Raw genomic sequence first — 18,812 nt, forward strand, 5'->3', positions numbered from 1 at the left:
CACAGATTTGAGGCTAGGGTTAACATTATGCTGAACAAAAATAAATTACTGTCCCAGCGGGAGGTTAATGTGATCCCGGACGTATCTAAAGCGCTCTCCTGGCTGGAGGCGCATCCCAATGCCCTGAAAGGTATTGGTCGCGGCATTGAACGCGAAACGCTGCGCGTAAAGCCTGATGGCCATCTGGCTGAAAGTGGCCATCCCGAGTCGCTGGGATCGGCGCTGAAGCATGACTGGATCACCACCGACTTTGCTGAGACGCTGCTGGAGTTCATCACGCCGGTGGATCAGAATATCGACCATATGCTGGCGTTCCTGCGCGATATTCATCGCCATGTGGCGCGTGAGCTGGGCGAGGAGCGCATGTGGCCCTTTAGCATGCCCTGTCTGATCGACGATGCCGATCGCATCGAACTGGCGCAGTACGGCAGCTCTAACATCGGCCGCATGAAAACCCTCTATCGCCAGGGGCTGAAAAACCGCTACGGCGCGCTGATGCAGACCATCTCCGGCATCCACTATAACTTCTCACTGCCGCTGAGTTTCTGGCAGGAGTGGGCGGACGTTAAAGATGCCGAGAGCGGAAAAGAGACGATTTCTGCCGGCTATCTGCGTCTGATCCGCAACTACTACCGTTTCGGCTGGGTGATCCCCTATCTGTTCGGCGCCTCGCCGGCAATCAGCTCCAGCTTCCTGCAGGGACGCGAAAGCAAGCTGCCGTTTGAAACTGACGGCAAGGATTCGCTGTGGCTGCCCTATGCCACCTCGCTGCGTCTCAGCGACCTGGGCTACACCAATAAGTCGCAGAGCGGCCTCGGCATCACCTTTAACTCGCTCGACGGCTATGTAAAGGCGCTGAAAGCGGCCATTAAAACGCCGTCTGAAGAGTATGCCGCTATGGGCACCAAAGACGCCGACGGCAACTGGCTGCAGCTCAATACCAACGTATTGCAGATTGAGAACGAGCTCTACGCGCCGATCCGTCCGAAGCGGGTTACCCGTTCCGGCGAAGCGCCGTCCGATGCGCTGCTGCGCGGCGGTATCGAATATATCGAAGTGCGTTCGCTCGACATCAACCCGTTCTCCGCTATCGGCGTTGACGCTAACCAGGTACGTTTCCTCGACCTGTTCCTGATCTGGTGCACGCTGGCCGACGCGCCGGAAATGAGCGCCGACGAGCTGCTGTGCAGCCGTCAGAACTGGAATCGCGTAGTGCTGGAAGGGCGTAAGCCGAATCAAAAAATTTCGGTTGGCTGCAGCGAAACCGAGCACGCGCTGGTCGAGGTCGGCAAAGCGCTGTTCGCCGATCTGCATCGCGTCGCCGAAGTGCTCGACAGCAATCAGGGCAGCACGCAATATCAACAGGTTTGCGATCAACTGGTGGCGTCCTTCGACGATCCTGAGCTAACCTATTCGGCGCGCATCCTGCACGCGATGAAGGAAAACGGCGTGACCGGCACCGGCATCGCGCTGGCGGAACAGTATCGTCATATGCTGTGCGAAGAGCCGCTGGAAGTGATTAGCGAAGAAGATTTTACGCGTCAGGCGCAGGCGTCGGTGGCAGAGCAGAAAGCGCTGGAAGAGGGCGATACGCTCGATTTCGAAGCTTATCTCGCCAGTCGCGAAGGCTAGAAAAGAAAAAGGCCACATCAATGTGGCCAAATTAACATCTCTGTTGTCAGGGATGATGATAACAAATGCGCGTCTTTCATATATTCAGACGCTGGGCGAACAGAAAAGTTTCATCGTTTATAAAAAAATTTCAAAACAGGAGGTGACGTATGCCACTACTGGACAGTTTTACCGTTGACCATACCATCATGGCCGCGCCTGCAGTGCGCGTGGCGAAGACCATGAAAACTCCCCATGGCGATACCATCACCGTTTTCGACCTGCGTTTCTGCCGTCCGAACAAAGAGATCCTCACTGAGCGCGGCATTCATACGCTTGAGCATCTGTTCGCTGGTTTTATGCGTAACCACCTCAACGGTGACGGCGTAGAAATCGTCGATATCTCTCCGATGGGATGCCGCACCGGTTTCTATATGAGCCTGATCGGCACGCCGGACGAGCAGCGCGTTGCCAGCGCCTGGAAAGGGGCGATGGAAGATGTGCTGAAAGTGAAGGATCAGAATCAGATCCCAGAGCTGAACGAATACCAGTGCGGCAGCTACAAGCTGCACTCGCTGGATGAGGCGCAGCAGATCGCGCGTAACGTGCTGGCGCACGATATCGGCGTCAACCGCAACGAAGATCTGAAGCTGCCGCAAGAGAAGCTGAAAGAGCTGCACATCTAGCCTGTCGCTGCCTGAAAAAAAACGCCGCTACGATGCGGCGTTTTTTATGATTAGACGTCAGGAGCCAACAGAGGTTTTTAGCGGCGTCTGCGGCGTAATGCGCACCTGCTTCACCATATTGTCCTGCACGTCGAGAATATCGATAGCGTAGTCAGCGACCTTCACCCGGGTGTTGATTTCCGGGATCTCCTCCAGCGCTTCCAGCAGCATGCCGTTAATGGTACGCGCCTCCTGCTCCGGCAGGCGCCAGTTAAACGCCTTGTTGATTTCACGCACGTTGGCGCTGCCTTCCACCAGCACGGAGCCGTCGTTTTGCGGCATCACTTCTTCCGCAAGGGTAGGAGACATTGAGGTGGTGAAGTCGCCGACGATCTCTTCAAGAATATCCTCGATGGTCACCAGCCCTTTGATGTCGCCATATTCGTCGACCACCAGACCCACTTTCTTTTTGTTGCGCTGAAACTTCACCAGCTGAATGTTAAGCGGCGTGCCTTCCGGCACGTAATAGATCTCATCGGCTGCGCGCAGCAGGGTCTCTTTGTTGAACTCTTTCTTTTCGGTCATGGTGCGCCAGGCTTCGCGGACGCGCAGCATGCCGACGCAGTCGTCCAGCGAGTCGCGAAACAGCACGATGCGGCCATGAGGCGAATGGCTGAGCTGGCGCATCACTGACTTCCAGTCGTCGTTGATATTGATGCCGACGATCTCATTGCGCGGCACCATGATGTCGTCGACGCTGACCTTCTCCAGATCGAGCACCGACAGCAGCATGTCCTGATTGCGACGCGACATCAGGCTGCGCGACTCATAAACGATGGTGCGCAGCTCTTCTTTGCTCAGCGCCGACGTGCTGGCGCTCTCGGTTTTGATCCCGGCCATGCGCATCAGCAGGCGGGTAATGGTGTTCAACAGCCAGACGAGCGGCAGCATGACGTACTGCAGCGGCACCAGCAGAAAGCTGCTGGGGAAGGCGACGCGTTCGGGGTAGAGCGCCGCCACGGTTTTCGGCAGCACCTCGGCAAAGACCAGCACCACAAAGGTCAGAATACCGGTGGCGATCGCCACGCCTTCATCGCCGTGCAGACGCATGCCGACGATGGTGGCCAGCGCCGAGGCCAGGATATTGACGAGGTTATTGCCGATCAGCACCAGGCTAAGCAGACGATCGGGACGGCGCAGCAGCTTTTCCACCCGACGCGCGGCGCGGCTGCCGTTTTTCGCCTGATGGCGCAGCTTGTAGCGGTTAAGCGTCATCATGCCGGTTTCCGACCCGGCGAACCAGGCGGAAACCAGAACCATAACGATTAAGATAATGATTAAGGTGGTGGTTGAAACCTGTTCCAACGAAGCAATTCCTTGTGTTAAGACGAGTGAGTCAGCAGGTGCTGTAAAACACGGCTGCCGAAGTAGGCCATGGTCAGCAGCAGCGCGCCGCCGCAGTTGAACCACACCACGCGACGCCCGCGCCAGCCTTCATGATAGTGGCCCCAGAGCAAAACGATGTAGACAAACCAGGCGAGGATAGAGAGCACCGCTTTGTCGACGTTCTCCGCGCTGAACAGGTTATGCATATAAAACAAGCCGGTACAGAGCACCAGCGTTAGCAGCACCACGCCCACCTGCGTGATATGAAACATTTTGCGCTCGATGCTCAGCAGCGGCGGCATATCCTGGGTGAAGGCCAGCTTTTTGTTCTTCAGCTGATAGTCGATCCATGCCAGCTGCAGCGCATAGAGCGCGGCAATGATCAGCGTCGCGTAGGCGAACAGCGACAGGCCAATGTGGATCATCATGCCCGGCGTGGTTTCCAGATGGGTGATAAAGGCGTTAGGCACAAAGGTGGCGAACGCCAGATTAATCAGCGCGAAGCTGTAGACGATCGGCAACAGCAGCCAGCCGCGATTGCGCGACGCGACGATAGTCATAATGGCGCAGATCAGCAGGCTTACCAGCGAGCCGATATTCAACAGGCTGAGATTTTGCCCGCTGTCGACGGCAAAAATCCGCTGCTGCAGCGCCACGGCGTGCGCCACCAGCGCGACGCAGGCGGAGAGCACCGCCATTCGCCGCCATCCGCTGTTGCGTTTCAACAGGCTGGGAATGATCAGTGCAAGACTCAGGGAGTAGGCGAACAGCGCCAGAAGCGAGAAAACGGACATAGATCCTTACAGGTATCAGCGAGATGAAAGGAAAAAGGCAGTATAGCGCCAGCGGAAGCCGCCTCCAACCGATCTGAGGCGCAATAGCAGAGATCGTTGCAGCTTCGTGTTATAATCCGCCGCATTATGCCGATCAGGCGCCTCGCGATTTTTTTTGAGTGAGAGACAATGTTTGACAATTTAACCGATCGTTTGTCGCAAACCCTGCGCAATATCAGCGGCCGCGGAAGGCTGACAGAAGACAACATCAAAGACACGCTGCGCGAAGTGCGCATGGCGCTGCTGGAGGCGGATGTCGCGCTGCCGGTGGTGCGCGACTTTATCAACCGCGTCAAAGAGAGCGCGGTGGGTCATGACGTTAACAAAAGCCTGACCCCGGGCCAGGAATTTATCAAGATCGTGCGCAACGAGCTGGTTGCGGCGATGGGCGCGGAGAATAACGCGCTTAACCTGGCCGCACAGCCGCCGGCCGTGGTGCTGATGGCGGGTCTGCAGGGTGCCGGTAAAACCACCAGCGTCGGCAAACTGGGTAAATTCCTGCGTGAGAAGCACAAGAAGAAAGTGCTGGTCGTCTCTGCGGACGTTTATCGCCCGGCGGCGATCAAACAGCTTGAAACGCTGGCGCAGCAGGTTGGCGTCGATTTTTGCCCGTCCGATCTGAGCCAGAAGCCGGTCGACATCGTTAAGAACGCGCTGAAAGAGGCGAAGCTACAGTTCTATGACGTGCTGCTGGTGGATACCGCCGGTCGTCTGCACGTCGACGAAGCGATGATGGACGAGATCAAGCAGGTGCACGCCGCGATCAACCCGGTCGAGACGCTGTTTGTGGTGGACGCCATGACTGGTCAGGATGCGGCGAACACGGCGAAAGCCTTTAACGAAGCGCTGCCGCTGACCGGCGTGATCCTGACTAAAGTCGACGGCGACGCACGCGGCGGTGCCGCGCTGTCGATTCGTCATATCACCGGCAAGCCGATTAAGTTTATGGGCGTCGGCGAGAAGACCGAGGCGCTGGAGCCGTTCTATCCCGATCGCATCGCCTCGCGCATCCTCGGCATGGGCGACGTGCTGTCGCTGATTGAGGACATTGAGAGCAAGGTTGACCGCGATCAGGCGGAAAAGCTGGCGAAAAAACTCAAAACCGGCGACGGCTTCGATCTCAACGACTTTCTTGAGCAGCTTAAGCAGATGCGCAACATGGGCGGCATGGCGAGCCTGATGGGCAAACTGCCCGGCATGGGCCAGCTGCCGGACAACGTGAAGTCGCAGATGGACGATAAGGTGCTGGTGCGTATGGAGGCGATTATCAACTCCATGACGCGCAAAGAGCGCGAAAAGCCGGAAATTATCAAAGGCTCGCGCAAGCGTCGCATCGCCACCGGCGCCGGCATGCAGGTGCAGGACGTTAACCGCCTGCTTAAGCAGTTCGACGACATGCAGCGTATGATGAAGAAAATGAAGAAGGGCGGCATGGCGAAAATGATGCGCAGCATGAAGGGCATGATGCCGCCAGGATTCCCCGGACGCTAGGCGTTCGGCAATAAAAGCCCGAAAGGTTGCCCTGACAGGTTGCTTTTTGCGCCGAAATGAGTAAAATTTTCGGGCTTTTTATATTGCACCCGGGCCCCGTTCCCTCAATGGGGCCCGGTTGTTTTATTAACTTAAGAGGATGTTATGGTAACAATTCGTTTGGCACGTCACGGCGCGAAAAAGCGTCCGTTCTATCAGGTCGTCGTTACTGACAGCCGCAATGCACGTAATGGTCGCTTCATCGAGCGCGTTGGCTTCTTCAACCCGATCGCATCTGGTCAGGCTGAAGGTCTGCGTCTGGATCTGGACCGCATCGAGCACTGGGTTGGCCAGGGCGCAACGCTTTCTGATCGCGTTAACGCGCTGATCAAAGAAGCAAAAAAAGCAGCTTAATCTGTCACGGTGGTGAGCATGAGCAAAGAAGTTGCCGCACAGCCTCCCGTTAAGCCCCTTGTTTTGGGCAAAATGGGCGCTGCCTACGGCATACGTGGCTGGCTCAAAGTGTTTTCCTCCACCGAAGCGGCCGAAAGTATCTTCGACTACCAACCCTGGTTCATTCAGCGCGCCGGTAAATGGCAGCAGGTTGAGCTGGAGAGTTGGCGGCATCACAATCAGGACCTGATCATCAAAGTCAAAGGCATTGACGATCGGGATGCGGCGACGCAGTTGACCCATTGCGAAATTACGGTCGACTCGACGCAGCTGCCGGAACTCACCGACGGTGATTACTACTGGAAAGACCTGATGGGTCTCCAGGTGGTCAACGTTGACGGTTACGAGATGGGCAAAGTCATCGATATGATGGAGACCGGCTCGAACGACGTTCTCGTCGTGAAGGCGAACCTGAAAGATGCGTTCGGTGTGAAGGAGCGGTTAATTCCGTTTCTCGATGAACAGGTTATCAAGAAAGTCGATCTCGCTACTGGCGTCATTGAAGTAGACTGGGATCCTGGTTTTTGATCTCCGAATCGCAAGGTAACGTAGCGGCGAAAACGATGTGGATTGGTGTTATTAGCCTCTTTCCAGAGATGTTTCGCGCAATTACCGATTACGGGGTAACTGGCCGGGCAGTAAAAAATGGCCTGCTCAGCATCGAGAGCTGGAGTCCTCGCGACTTCGCTCACGACCGGCACCGCACGGTGGACGATCGTCCTTACGGCGGCGGACCGGGAATGCTGATGATGGTGCAGCCCTTACGGGATGCAATCCACGCAGCGAAAGCGGCGGCGGGAGAAGGGGCCAGGGTGATCTATCTGTCACCTCAGGGACGCAAACTCGACCAACAGGGCGTTTGCGAACTGGCGACGCAGCAGAAGTTAATTCTGGTCTGCGGACGCTACGAAGGTATTGATGAGCGCGTGATTAAAACCGAAATTGACGAAGAATGGTCAATCGGCGACTACGTGCTTAGCGGCGGCGAGCTGCCAGCCATGACGATGATTGATTCAGTGGCCCGGTTAATTCCTGGCGTACTGGGCAAGCAGGCGTCGGCCGAGGAGGATTCGTTCTCTGACGGTTTGCTGGATTGTCCCCACTATACCCGACCTGAAGTGCTGGAAGGCATGGAGGTACCGGCAGTGTTACTGTCCGGCAACCATGCTGAGATTCGCCGTTGGCGCCTGAAACAGTCGCTGGGCCGAACCTGGCTAAGAAGACCTGAACTTCTGGAAAACCTGGCTCTGACTGAAGAGCAAGCAAGGTTGCTGAAAATGTTCCAGCGGGAACATCAGCAACAAAACGATGAGGCGGCAGAGTAATCTCCCGCGACTATCAGTTTACCCAGGATAAGAGATTTAATTATGAGCAACATTATCAAGCAAATTGAACAAGAGCAGATGAAACAGGACGTACCTTCCTTCCGCCCGGGTGATTCCGTGGAAGTGAAAGTATGGGTCGTTGAAGGTTCTAAGAAACGTCTGCAGGCATTCGAGGGCGTGGTTATCGCTATCCGTAACCGCGGTCTGCACTCTGCATTCACTGTTCGTAAGATTTCTAACGGCGAAGGCGTTGAGCGTGTCTTCCAGACTCACTCTCCGGTCATCGACAGCATTTCTGTCAAACGTCGTGGTGCTGTGCGTAAAGCCAAACTGTACTACCTGCGTGAGCGTACTGGTAAGTCAGCTCGTATCAAAGAGCGTCTTAACTAAGGTATCGCTAACGCGACATCTAAAAGTTAATAGCAAACAAGGGGTTGGCGTGATGCCAGCCCCTTTTTTTATGGCTGCGTCTCGGGACGATGCACATGGTATATCGCCGTGTTCACCGGCCCGCTTTCCAGCACGATTAAGCCGTAGCGCATATCGATAAAACGCGCGCCGCAGCGCTCCGCCACCGCGCGGCTGGCGTGGTTCTCTTCCGCCGCGAGGATTTCTATTGCGTTTATCTCTGGTCGCGCAAATCCCCGTGCAAGCAAAAGCGCGACGGCGCTGCTGGCTACGCCCTGACGCTGGCTGTCGCTGCGCACCCAGTATCCCAGCGCGGCAAGCTGTCCCGGTTCACGGGCAAAACGGATCCCGGCGCCGCCCAGCAAACGATCCCGATCGTCTACGATGGCGAACTCTTCTGCCTCACCCTTTATTCGCTGCTGCTGAGTAAAAGCGATCCAGCTGGCCGCTTCTTCAGGTTGATAGTCTGGATGCGCCCAGACCATCCAGGGCCGCAACGTATCCAGAGAGGCGTTTACGGCCGCAGTGAAGGCCGGGATGTCTGCCAGGGTAAACGGGCGAAGCTGGATCGCTGGAGGCATGGGCTTTTCCATTGGAAAGAGAGGCGTAAGGCTAGCTTATCAGGCGACATTGCTAAAGGCTAAATAGCTTATGTAACGATATCTTTACTAGTTCAACTCAGTGACAGGTGAGTTTATTTATTTAATTCATTGTTTATAAATGATTTAAATAAGGATTCTTAATCTTGTAAGTTCTGTTGGTAATAAAAGTGTACATAGGTGGATTGCTTGTTTTACGTGCTGTGATACAGTATTCGCATCCTGTCAGAGGATCACTAACCGCATAACGAGGAAAAAAGGATCGTAATCATGCAAAAAGACGCGCTGAACAATGTCCATATCGCTGACGAACAAATCTTGATCACACCGGAAGAGCTGAAAGCGAAATTCCCGCTGAGCGCTCAGCAGGAAGCGCAAATTGCCGCTTCGCGTCAGACGATTTCCGATATCATCGCCGGCCGCGATCCGCGCCTGCTGGTGGTATGTGGCCCTTGTTCGATTCATGACACCGAAGCCGCTCTGGATTACGCTCGCCGCTTGAAAGATCTCTCTGACCAGCTGAAGGATCAGCTCTATATCGTTATGCGCGTCTATTTCGAAAAACCCCGCACCACCGTCGGCTGGAAAGGGTTGATCAACGATCCCTACATGGACAACTCCTTTGATATGGAAGCCGGTCTGCATATCGCGCGCCAGCTGCTGGTGAACCTGGTGGAGATGGGCCTACCGCTTGCGACCGAAGCGCTCGATCCAAATAGTCCGCAATACCTTGGCGATCTCTTCAGCTGGTCGGCGATCGGCGCGCGCACCACCGAGTCGCAAACGCATCGTGAAATGGCGTCTGGCCTCTCGATGCCGGTCGGCTTTAAGAACGGTACCGACGGCAGCCTGGGTACCGCCATCAACGCCATGCGCGCTGCCTCCATGCCGCACCGTTTCGTCGGCATTAATCAGGCCGGCCAGGTTTGCCTGCTGCAAACGCAGGGCAATCCAGACGGTCACGTTATTTTGCGCGGCGGCAAAGCGCCTAACTACGGCCCGGAAGATGTCGCGCAGTGCGAAAAAGAGATGGTCAAAGCGGGACTGCGCCCGGCCTTGATGATAGATTGCAGCCATGGCAATTCTAACAAAGACTACCGCCGCCAGCCTGGCGTCGCCGAATCGGCGATTGCCCAGATCAAAGATGGCAACCGCTCGATTATTGGCCTGATGCTGGAGAGCCACATCAATGAAGGTAATCAATCTTCCGAGCAGCCGCGCAGCGAAATGAAATACGGCGTTTCCGTTACCGATGCCTGCATCAACTGGGAAACCACCGCAACGCTGCTGCGCGAGATGCATCAGGATCTGCAAGAGGTGCTGTCGGCGCGTCTGTCACACGAGGTGTAATGAGCAATGGTGGCTGAACTGACCGCGCTGCGCGATCAAATTGATACCGTCGATAAGGCGCTGCTGGATCTGCTGGCGAAACGGCTGGAACTGGTGGCTGAAGTCGGCGAAGTAAAGAGCCGCTACGGCTTGCCCATTTATGTGCCGGAGCGCGAAGCGTCGATGCTGGCTTCGCGCCGCAAAGAGGCGGAGGCGCTTGGCGTGCCCCCCGATCTGATTGAGGATATTCTGCGCCGCGTGATGCGCGAGTCTTACACCAGCGAGAACGACAAAGGCTTTAAAACGCTTAATCCGGCACTGCGTCCGGTAGTGATTGTCGGCGGCAAAGGGCAGATGGGCAGCTTGTTCGCGCGCATGCTGACCTTGTCGGGCTACAGCGTCAAAACGCTGGATAAAGAGGACTGGGATCGCGCGCCGTCGCTGCTAGGCGATGCCGGCATGGTGATTATCAGCGTGCCGATCCATCTGACGGAGCAGGTCATCGCCCAGCTGCCGCCGCTGCCGGAAGATTGTATTCTGGTGGATCTGGCGTCGGTCAAAAACCGTCCACTGCAGGCGATGCTGGCGGCGCACGCGGGCCCGGTGCTGGGTCTGCATCCGATGTTCGGTCCGGACAGCGGTAGCCTGGCGAAACAGGTGGTGGTCTGGTGCGACGGGCGTCAGCCTGAAGCCTATCAGTGGTTCCTGGAGCAGATTCAGGTGTGGGGCGCACGGCTGCATCGCATCAGCGCGGTGGAGCACGACCAGAATATGGCGTTTATTCAGGCGCTGCGCCACTTTGCCACCTTCGCCTACGGGCTGCATCTGGCAGAAGAGAACGTCAACCTCGATCAGCTGCTGGCGCTCTCGTCGCCGATTTACCGTCTGGAGCTGGCGATGGTGGGGCGGCTGTTTGCCCAGGATCCTCAACTCTATGCGGACATTATTATGTCTTCGGAGAGCAATCTGGCGCTGATCAAACGCTACTATCAGCGCTTTGGCGAAGCGATTACGCTGCTGGAGCAGGGCGATAAACAGGCGTTTATCAGCAGCTTCAATCGCGTCGAACACTGGTTTGGCGATCACGCTAAACGCTTTATGGTGGAAAGCCGCAGCCTGCTGCGTTCCGCTAACGACAGCCGACCGTAAAAAAAACGGCATCCCTCGGGATGCCGTTTTGTTATGCGCTGCGCGGCTCGACCGCGACGACATTCTCGCCGGGATAACACCCCAGCACCTTCAGCATGCGCGTCAGCGCTTTCAGCTCCTGCAGCGCCTGCTGCATGCTGTCAGACTCCAGATTGCCCTGCACGTCGATATAAAACATCTCTTCCCACGGATTACCGTTAATCGGGCGCGACTCCAGCTTGCTCATAATCAGGTTATGCTGACGCAGCACCAGTAGCGCCTCAACCAGCGCGCCCGCCTGCTGGCCGGTCGCCATCAGCAGCGTGGTTTTCGCCGGAACCTGATCGGAAACGGCGATAGCTTTGCGCGCCAGCACGATAAAGCGCGTATGGTTTTGCTGCTGATTGGCCAGATTGCGCTCCAGCACCTGAAGATGATAAAGCTCGCCGCCCGCTTCGCTGCCCAGCGCGGCTGCTTTCGGCGAGTTCAGCGCCGCGACTTTTTCCATCGCGGCGGCGGTGCTTTCGGTATATTCGATCTTCCAGTGTGGGAAGCGGCTAATAAACTGGCTGCACTGCTGGAAAGGCTGCGGATGGCTGTAGACGGTTTCAATCTGCTGCAGGTCGGTGGTGCCGGTGACCAGCACGCAGTGATCGATCGGCTGAGTCAGTTCGCCAACAATAGAAAGGCTGGTCTGCTGCAGCAGATCGTAAACGTCATTAATTGAGCCGGAGCTGGTGTTCTCAATCGGCAGCACCGCATAGTCAGCCTGACCATTCTCAACCTGACGAATAATGTCCTGAAACTTCAGACAGCCGATCTCCACCATGGAGTCGAAGTGACGGGCCGCATACTGGCGCGCGGCCAGATGCGAGTAAGAGCCTTTAGGGCCGAGAAAGGCGATGCGGGCCGCCAGCGCGTGCGCGTGGTTCAGGTTTTTCTGCAGCAGCGCCTGCTGCGTCAGCACAGAATCCTCAATGATTTGCTGAAACAGCCGCGTGATGTAGTGCGCATCCAGCTGATGCTTTTTGCCGAGTACGATGAGGTGCTCCAGCAGCGCGCGTTCGCGTTCGATATCGCGAATAGGGCGGTGCGTCGCCAGCTTCGCTTCAGCGACCTTTACGGCAAGGGCGCGTCGCTCCGCCAGCAGCGTCAACAGTTTCTCATCAACGGCGCTAATTTGGTCACGCAGCGCCAGCAAAGGATTGTCGGGATTCATAGGGCTCACCTGTAAGCTGTCCAATAAAAAAGCCTCCCGGTTGGGAGGCTTTGTTGTTCGTCTTCGCTTTCGTTTTCACACGACGAATTGCCTCCCAGTCAGGGGAAGGTAAAAAAGAAAGCGAAGAAAAACGGCAGATGTTTCATGATGATTTCCATTCAAGAAGTCGTCTGAGAGTACCCGCACTGATTAAAAGCTGTCAATAAAAAACGCGCCCGCAGGCGCGTTAGTCAAAACTGGGTGATTACGTGACGGGCGTAAAGGCTTTTACGCTGGTCGCGGCCCGACGGGCTTCCGGCTTATGCTGAACCTTGTTCAGCTGTCGCTCAAGCTTGCCGATGAGATCGTTGATCGCCGTATACATATCTTCGTGCTTAGCGCTGGCGACCAGCGTGCCGTTTGGCGTAGTAATGGTGGCGTCGGCCACAAACTCTTTCGGCGCTTTAGAGAGAACGATGTGCGGATTTATCAGATGAGCTTGCCATTTTTCCAGCTTGGCGAGACGGTCTTCGACATGGTCGCGGATAGCCGCGGTGATTTCCATTTGTTTGCTGGTAATGTTCAGAATCATAGGTCTACCTCTCTGTCATTTCCGTCTGGGTAGATCCAGCATAACGCGCTGAGCGATGAAATGTGTGATTCAGATCACGAAAAAATGTCACTTTTTGTCAACGGAAATGATTTGTGAGAAAGGGTGGGAATGTCGCCGAAAGACCTTGAATCAGGGCAGGGAGAGGCGCATTATTGTTGGGTTAGCCCGGCGGAGAAATTGTAAAAACGGTGATTTTCCGCACAAAAAAAGCAGCCCTGACGGCTGCTTTTTCTTTTCTGCTGAGTTGAAAATTAGCTGGCGCTGTTTGCCGCGATAATTTTCGCGACTTTATCCGCTTCGGCATTCAGCTGCAGATTACGGTAGGCTTTTTCCATCAGCGGCAGCGCGTCGCGCGTGGCCTGCGTATCGGGATAATCACGCATCATACCTTCAACACGGTTAACAACCGCGACATAAGCTTCGCGCTTAGTATAGAATTGCGCCACCGAGAGCTCATACTTCGCCAGACGGTCTTTCAGATAAACCAGGCGTTTCTGCGCATCGGCCGCATACTGGCTGTTGGGATAGTTACGCACCAGCTGCGAGAAGTCGCGGAACGCGTCGCGGGCATGGGTCGGATCGCGGTCAGAGCGATCAACGCCAAAGAAGCCCTGCAGCGCGGAGTCGTCCAGCGCCATATCCGTCAGGCCGCGCATATAGATAACGTAGTCAATGTTCGGATGGGTCGGGTTAAGACGCATAAAGCGATCTATAGCAGCCTGCGCCAGCGGCAAATCGGCGTTTTTGTAGTAGGCATAGATCAAATCAAGCTGTACCTGCTGAGAATAAGGACCAAAAGGATAACGGTTGTCCAGCGCTTCCAGTTGCTTAATCGCCGCTTTAAAGTTACCGTCCTGCAGCTTTTCCTGAGCGGTAGCGTAGATTTCGGAAGGCGGGCTGTCCGGTACTGTGTCCTTTGAGCTGGAACAACCCACAAGGGCCAGGCTCAGTGTGGCAGCAGCCACCAGATATTTCATACGCGTCATGACGAAATGGTTATCCTCAAATTTGTTATGGCGGAAGCTGTCCGTATAGCTCCCGGTAATGACCAGGTACGATAGCACATTATATTAAACGGCATCGCCGTGAAAACCCAACGTTAACGAAGAAGCTGTATATGGCACAACTAGTTCAACTCACCGCAACGGTCTCCGAAGCGCAGCTGGGACAACGCTTAGATCAAACTTTGGCGGAATTGTTCCCTGATTATTCACGCTCGCGCATAAAAGAGTGGATCCTGGACCGGCGCGTCAGCGTTAACGGCGCGATCGTCGATAAACCGAAAGAGAAAGTATTGGGCGGCGAACAGGTCGCTATCGATGCAGAAATCGAAGAAGAGCAGCGCTGGGAAGCGCAAAACATCCCGCTGAACATCGTCTATGAAGATGATGATATTTTGGTGATCAACAAGCCGCGCGATCTGGTGGTGCATCCTGGCGCCGGCAATCCCGACGGCACCGTACTCAATGCGCTGCTCTATCACTATCCCGCTATTGCCGATGTACCGCGCGCCGGTATCGTGCATCGACTGGATAAAGACACCACCGGCTTAATGGTGGTGGCGAAAACCGTACCGGCGCAGACGCACCTGGTGGAGACGCTGCAGCTGCGCGAAATCACGCGTGAGTATGAAGCGGTGGCGATTGGCACCATGACGGCAGGCGGCACGGTGAATGAACCGATTAGCCGTCACTCGACCAAACGCACCCATATGGCGGTGCATCCGATGGGCAAACCGGCGGTGACGCACTACCGTATTATGGAGCACTTCCGTGCCCATACGCGGCTGCGTCTGCGCCTCGAAACCGGTCGTACGCACCAGATCCGTGTGCATATGTCGCACATTAACCATCCGCTGGTGGGCGATCCGCTCTATGGCGGTCGTCCGCGTCCGCCGAAAGGCGCTTCGGATCAGTTTATTGCGACGCTGCGCGCCTTCGATCGCCAGGCGCTGCACGCGACCATGCTGCGTCTCTATCATCCGATTACCGGTATCGAAATGGAGTGGCATGCGCCGCTGCCGCAGGATATGGTCGATCTGATCGAGGTGCTGAAGGCGGACACCGACGAGTTCCGCGATCAGCTGGACTGGCTGTGAGTCTGATCCTGCCCGAATGGCCCGCGCCCGCCAACGTGGGCGCCTGTTCGACGCTGCGCGACGGCGGCGTGAGTCTGGCGCCGTGGAACGCCTTTAACCTGGGCAGCCACGTCGGCGACGAACCGGCGCACGTCGCCGCTAACCGGCAACGTCTGGTGACGCGCGCCGGGCTGCCGGAGATGCCGCGCTGGCTTGAGCAGGTTCACGGCACCGGGGTGGTTCGTCTCCCTTTCTCTCAGACGGGAATCTTACAGGCGGATGCCTGCATCACGCGCGAAGCGGGCGTGGTGTGCGCGGTGATGACGGCGGATTGCCTGCCGGTGCTGTTCTGTTCCCGTGACGGCAGAGAAGTGGCGGCAGCCCATGCCGGCTGGCGCGGCCTCTGCGGCGGCGTGCTGGAAAATACGCTGGCGCAGTTTGCTGCGCCCGCCAGCCAGATACACGCCTGGCTTGGACCCGCTATCGGCCCCGACGCGTTCGAAGTCGGCAGCGAAGTGCGGGATGCTTTTATGGCGAAAGACGCACGTGCCCAGCAGGCTTTTCGTCCGGCTGGCGCAAAGTATTTCGCCGACATCTGGCTGCTCGCCCAGCAGCGGCTGGAGAAAGCGGGCGTCACCTCCGTGAGCATGGCGCGACGCTGCACCTTTCATGAGAGTGGCGAATTTTTCTCCTTCCGACGCGACGGAACCACCGGGCGTATGGCTTCTTTAATTTGGCTGAGATAACCTTACGCCACAAGACGATCCAGTAGCGGATTTTTTGCTCACAGAGCAGGTCATTAACCTTGAAAATTTGAGGCATGACCTCATTTTAATCTCCAGTAGCATTTTGACCTGTAATGGGAGGAATCATGCGTCTGGATCGTCTTACCAATAAATTCCAACTGGCCCTTGCCGACGCGCAGTCCCTTGCTCTGGGACACGACAACCAATTTATCGAACCTCTGCATCTGATGAGCGCGCTGCTTAATCAGGAAGGCGGATCCGTTCGTCCGTTATTATCTTCAGCAGGGGTTGATGTGGCTGCTCTGCGCAACGGCGTCGAGCAGGCCATCAACCGTTTACCGCAGGTAGAAGGCAGCGAAGGGGATGTTCAGCCCTCCGCCGACCTGGTGCGCGTGCTCAACCTGTGCGACAAGCTGGCGCAAAAGCGCGGCGACAACTTTATCTCATCTGAACTCTTTGTTCTGGCGGCCCTCGACTCGCGCGGCTCCTTAGCCGATTTGCTGAAATCGGCTGGTGCGACCACTGACAAGCTAACCAAAGCGATTGAACAGCTGCGTGGAGGAGACAACGTGAACGATCAAGGGGCTGAAGATCAGCGCCAGGCACTGAAAAAATACACAATTGACCTGACCGAGCGCGCCGAACAGGGCAAGCTCGATCCGGTTATCGGCCGTGACGAAGAGATCCGCCGCACTATTCAGGTGCTGCAACGCCGCACTAAAAATAACCCGGTGCTGATTGGCGAACCGGGCGTGGGTAAAACCGCCATTGTAGAAGGGCTGGCGCAGCGCATTATTAACGGCGAAGTGCCGGAAGGGTTGAAAGGCCGCCGCGTGCTGGCGCTGGATATGGGCGCGCTGGTGGCGGGCGCAAAATATCGCGGCGAATTTGAAGAGCGCCTGAAAGGCGTGCTCAACGATCTCTCTAAGCAGGAAGGCAACGTTATCCTGTTTATCGATGAGTTGCATACTATGGTCGGCGCTGGTAAAGCCGACGGCGCAATGGATGCCGGCAATATGCTGAAGCCGGCACTGGCGCGCGGCGAACTGCACTGCGTTGGCGCGACGACGCTTGATGAGTATCGCCAGTACATAGAGAAAGACGCCGCGCTGGAGCGTCGTTTCCAGAAGGTCTACGTTGCCGAACCGAGCGTGGAAGATACCATCGCGATTCTGCGCGGTCTGAAAGAGCGCTATGAGCTGCATCACCATGTGCAGATCACCGACCCGGCGATTGTTGCGGCGGCAACGCTGTCGCATCGTTATATCGCCGACCGTCAGCTGCCGGATAAAGCCATCGACCTGATCGACGAGGCGGCGTCCAGCATTCGTCTGCAGATCGACTCTAAACCGGAGTCGCTGGATCGCCTTGAGCGTCGCATCATCCAGCTGAAGCTGGAGCAGCAGGCGCTGAAGAAAGAGTCTGACGACGCCAGCATTAAGCGTCTGGAGATGCTGGAAAGCGAACTCGATCAGAAAGAGCGCGAGTACGCTGAGCTGGAAGAGGAGTGGAAAGCAGAAAAAGCCTCGCTCTCTGGCACGCAGAATATTAAGGCGGAACTGGAGCAGGCGCGTTTATCGCTGGAGCAGGCGCGTCGCGTTGGCGACCTGGCGCAGATGTCGGAGCTGCAGTATGGCAAGATCCCGGCGCTGGAAAAACAGCTGGCGGCCGCGACGCAGTCTGAAGGTAAAACCATGAAGCTGCTGCGCAACCGCGTGACCGATGTCGAAATCGCCGACGTGCTGGCGCGCTGGACCGGTATTCCCGTGGCGCGCATGATGGAAGGCGAGCGCGATAAGCTGCTGCGTATGGAGCAGGAGCTGCATAGCCGCGTGATTGGACAGGACGAAGCGGTGGAGGCGGTGTCGAACGCCATTCGCCGTAGCCGCGCTGGCCTGTCAGATCCCAATCGCCCAATCGGTTCGTTCCTGTTCCTCGGTCCGACCGGCGTCGGTAAAACCGAACTCTGCAAAGCGCTGGCGAACTTCCTGTTTGACAGCGACGACGCGATGGTGCGTATCGATATGTCGGAGTTTATGGAAAAACATTCCGTGTCGCGGCTGGTGGGCGCGCCTCCGGGGTATGTCGGTTATGAAGAGGGCGGCTACCTGACGGAAGCGGTACGACGCCGTCCTTACTCGGTTATTCTGCTGGATGAAGTCGAGAAAGCGCATCCGGATGTCTTTAACATTCTGCTACAGGTGCTGGACGATGGCCGTCTGACCGACGGGCAGGGCCGCACCGTCGATTTCCGCAATGCAGTAGTGATCATGACGTCGAACCTGGGCTCTGATCTGATTCAGGAACGCTTCGGCGAGCTGAACTATGCAGAGATGAAAGATGTGGTGATGAATGTTGTCGGTCACCACTTCCGTCCGGAGTTTGTTAACCGTATCGACGAAGTGGTGGTGTTCCATCCGCTGGGCGAGCAGCATATTGCCTCTATTGCGCAGATTCAGCTGCAGCGGCTGTATAAACGTCTGGATGAGCGCGGCTATCAGCTGCATATCTCCGACGAGGCGCTGAAGCTGCTGGGCGAAACCGGCTACGATCCGGTTTACGGTGCGCGTCCGTTGAAACGCGCGATTCAACAGCAGATAGAAAACCCGCTGGCGCAGCAGATCCTTTCCGGTCAGCTGGTGCCGGGAAAAACCATCGAAATGGATGTTAAAGAGGGCGAAATCGTTGCTCATCAATAACTGACTGTTGCGAAACGGGCCTGCGGGCCCGTTTTTTTTCGCTAAAAACGGTGATTTTGATGCATTTTAAGCCGTATTGCCTGGAAAACAGGCAGTCGGCAAAAAAGTTTGAATTAGCACTTGTCAGCCCGGAAGAACTCCCTATAATGCGCCTCCACTGACACGGCACAACGGCTTACGGAATGCGGTGTTCAGGAGACTCAGGCAGCTGAGTCGCCGGATGAAGTCCCTGAAAAAAAGGGGTTGACTCCGAAGGAGAGTAGCGTAATATA

The 18,812-nt window shown here is 56.3% G+C and carries 19 protein-coding genes and 1 other annotated feature; of the genes, 12 read left to right on the forward strand and 7 right to left on the reverse strand.

The window, feature by feature from the left end; translation table 11 throughout:
• Positions 1-27 precede the first annotated feature (27 nt).
• Both gshA and luxS read left to right on the forward strand, forming a co-directional pair.
• Positions 28-1,632 (forward strand): glutamate--cysteine ligase, encoded by a 1,605-nt coding sequence (gene gshA / locus B2J69_RS17860; RefSeq protein ID WP_081140972.1) that lies wholly within the window; start codon positions 28-30, stop codon positions 1,630-1,632.
• A gap of 149 nt (positions 1,633-1,781) precedes the next feature.
• A complete protein-coding gene (gene luxS / locus B2J69_RS17865) occupies positions 1,782-2,297 on the forward strand; it encodes an S-ribosylhomocysteine lyase (protein ID WP_081140973.1) in 516 nt (171 codons plus the stop codon).
• Between the two features lie 57 nt (positions 2,298-2,354).
• Here the strand turns inward: luxS and B2J69_RS17870 are convergent, their stop codons facing one another.
• Together B2J69_RS17870 and B2J69_RS17875 are read right to left on the reverse strand one after the other, a co-directional pair.
• Complete coding sequence (locus B2J69_RS17870) at positions 2,355-3,641, reverse strand: HlyC/CorC family transporter (protein ID WP_081140974.1); 1,287 nt, start codon at positions 3,639-3,641, stop codon at positions 2,355-2,357.
• 17 nt (positions 3,642-3,658) lie between these two features.
• Positions 3,659-4,456, reverse strand: coding sequence for a cytochrome C assembly family protein (locus B2J69_RS17875; protein WP_081140975.1), 798 nt, complete (start codon positions 4,454-4,456; stop codon positions 3,659-3,661).
• A 168-nt stretch (positions 4,457-4,624) separates the two neighbouring features.
• Between B2J69_RS17875 and ffh the strand changes: the two genes are divergently transcribed.
• The 5 genes from ffh (at position 4,625) to rplS (ending at position 8,133) form a co-directional block, all read left to right on the forward strand.
• A complete protein-coding gene (ffh, locus tag B2J69_RS17880; protein ID WP_081140976.1) occupies positions 4,625-5,986 on the forward strand; it encodes a signal recognition particle protein in 1,362 nt (453 codons plus the stop codon).
• 144 nt (positions 5,987-6,130) lie between these two features.
• Positions 6,131-6,379 (forward strand): 30S ribosomal protein S16, encoded by a 249-nt coding sequence (gene rpsP, locus B2J69_RS17885; RefSeq protein ID WP_007893313.1) that lies wholly within the window; start codon positions 6,131-6,133, stop codon positions 6,377-6,379.
• Between the two features lie 18 nt (positions 6,380-6,397).
• Positions 6,398-6,946, forward strand: a complete 549-nt coding sequence (gene rimM / locus B2J69_RS17890; protein WP_081140977.1) for a ribosome maturation factor RimM — start codon at positions 6,398-6,400, stop codon at positions 6,944-6,946.
• Positions 6,947-6,981: 35 nt separating this feature from the next.
• A complete protein-coding gene (gene trmD / locus B2J69_RS17895; protein ID WP_094078528.1) occupies positions 6,982-7,743 on the forward strand; it encodes a tRNA (guanosine(37)-N1)-methyltransferase TrmD in 762 nt (253 codons plus the stop codon).
• A 42-nt stretch (positions 7,744-7,785) separates the two neighbouring features.
• On the forward strand, positions 7,786-8,133 hold the full coding sequence (rplS, locus tag B2J69_RS17900; RefSeq protein WP_033752010.1) for a 50S ribosomal protein L19: 348 nt from the start codon (positions 7,786-7,788) through the stop codon (positions 8,131-8,133).
• A gap of 68 nt (positions 8,134-8,201) precedes the next feature.
• On the opposite strand, the gene B2J69_RS17905 is transcribed toward rplS, so the two are convergent.
• A complete protein-coding gene (locus tag B2J69_RS17905; RefSeq protein WP_081140979.1) occupies positions 8,202-8,732 on the reverse strand; it encodes a GNAT family N-acetyltransferase in 531 nt (176 codons plus the stop codon).
• 288 nt (positions 8,733-9,020) lie between these two features.
• On the opposite strand from B2J69_RS17905, the gene B2J69_RS17910 reads away from it, so the two are divergent.
• Positions 9,021-10,100, forward strand: a complete 1,080-nt coding sequence (locus B2J69_RS17910) for a 3-deoxy-7-phosphoheptulonate synthase (protein ID WP_081140980.1) — start codon at positions 9,021-9,023, stop codon at positions 10,098-10,100.
• A gap of 6 nt (positions 10,101-10,106) precedes the next feature.
• Positions 10,107-11,228 (forward strand): bifunctional chorismate mutase/prephenate dehydrogenase, encoded by a 1,122-nt coding sequence (gene tyrA, locus B2J69_RS17915; RefSeq protein ID WP_081140981.1) that lies wholly within the window; start codon positions 10,107-10,109, stop codon positions 11,226-11,228.
• A gap of 31 nt (positions 11,229-11,259) precedes the next feature.
• Here tyrA and pheA read toward each other — a convergent pair whose 3' ends face one another.
• The 4 genes from pheA to bamD form a co-directional block, all read right to left on the reverse strand.
• Positions 11,260-12,426: a bifunctional chorismate mutase/prephenate dehydratase gene (pheA, locus tag B2J69_RS17920; protein WP_081140982.1), complete on the reverse strand. Its 1,167-nt coding sequence runs from the start codon at positions 12,424-12,426 to the stop codon at positions 11,260-11,262.
• Between the two features lie 22 nt (positions 12,427-12,448).
• Positions 12,449-12,573: a sequence feature (Phe leader region), on the reverse strand.
• Positions 12,525-12,572, reverse strand: coding sequence for a pheA operon leader peptide PheL (gene pheL / locus B2J69_RS23930; RefSeq protein WP_100703679.1), 48 nt, complete (start codon positions 12,570-12,572; stop codon positions 12,525-12,527). (Overlaps the previous feature by 48 nt.)
• A 97-nt stretch (positions 12,574-12,670) precedes the next feature.
• Complete coding sequence (gene raiA, locus B2J69_RS17925; protein ID WP_081140983.1) at positions 12,671-12,997, reverse strand: ribosome-associated translation inhibitor RaiA; 327 nt, start codon at positions 12,995-12,997, stop codon at positions 12,671-12,673.
• 272 nt (positions 12,998-13,269) lie between these two features.
• Positions 13,270-14,004, reverse strand: coding sequence for an outer membrane protein assembly factor BamD (gene bamD / locus B2J69_RS17930; RefSeq protein ID WP_081141000.1), 735 nt, complete (start codon positions 14,002-14,004; stop codon positions 13,270-13,272).
• Positions 14,005-14,135: 131 nt separating this feature from the next.
• On the opposite strand from bamD, the gene rluD reads away from it, so the two are divergent.
• The 3 genes from rluD (at position 14,136) to clpB (ending at position 18,540) form a co-directional block, all read left to right on the forward strand.
• Positions 14,136-15,116 (forward strand): 23S rRNA pseudouridine(1911/1915/1917) synthase RluD, encoded by a 981-nt coding sequence (rluD, locus tag B2J69_RS17935; protein WP_081140984.1) that lies wholly within the window; start codon positions 14,136-14,138, stop codon positions 15,114-15,116.
• The gene (gene yfiH / locus B2J69_RS17940; protein ID WP_081140985.1) at positions 15,113-15,841 is read left to right on the forward strand and encodes a purine nucleoside phosphorylase YfiH; all 729 of its coding nucleotides are present in this window, start codon (positions 15,113-15,115) and stop codon (positions 15,839-15,841) included. The genes rluD and yfiH overlap by 4 nt, the downstream gene beginning before the upstream one ends.
• Positions 15,842-15,966: 125 nt before the next feature.
• Entirely contained in the window at positions 15,967-18,540 is a 2,574-nt protein-coding gene (gene clpB / locus B2J69_RS17945; protein WP_081140986.1) for an ATP-dependent chaperone ClpB, read from the forward strand.
• Positions 18,541-18,812 lie beyond the last annotated feature (272 nt).

Source organism: Pantoea latae (assembly GCF_002077695.1).
In the GTDB taxonomy this organism is placed as follows: domain Bacteria; phylum Pseudomonadota; class Gammaproteobacteria; order Enterobacterales; family Enterobacteriaceae; genus Pantoea; species Pantoea latae.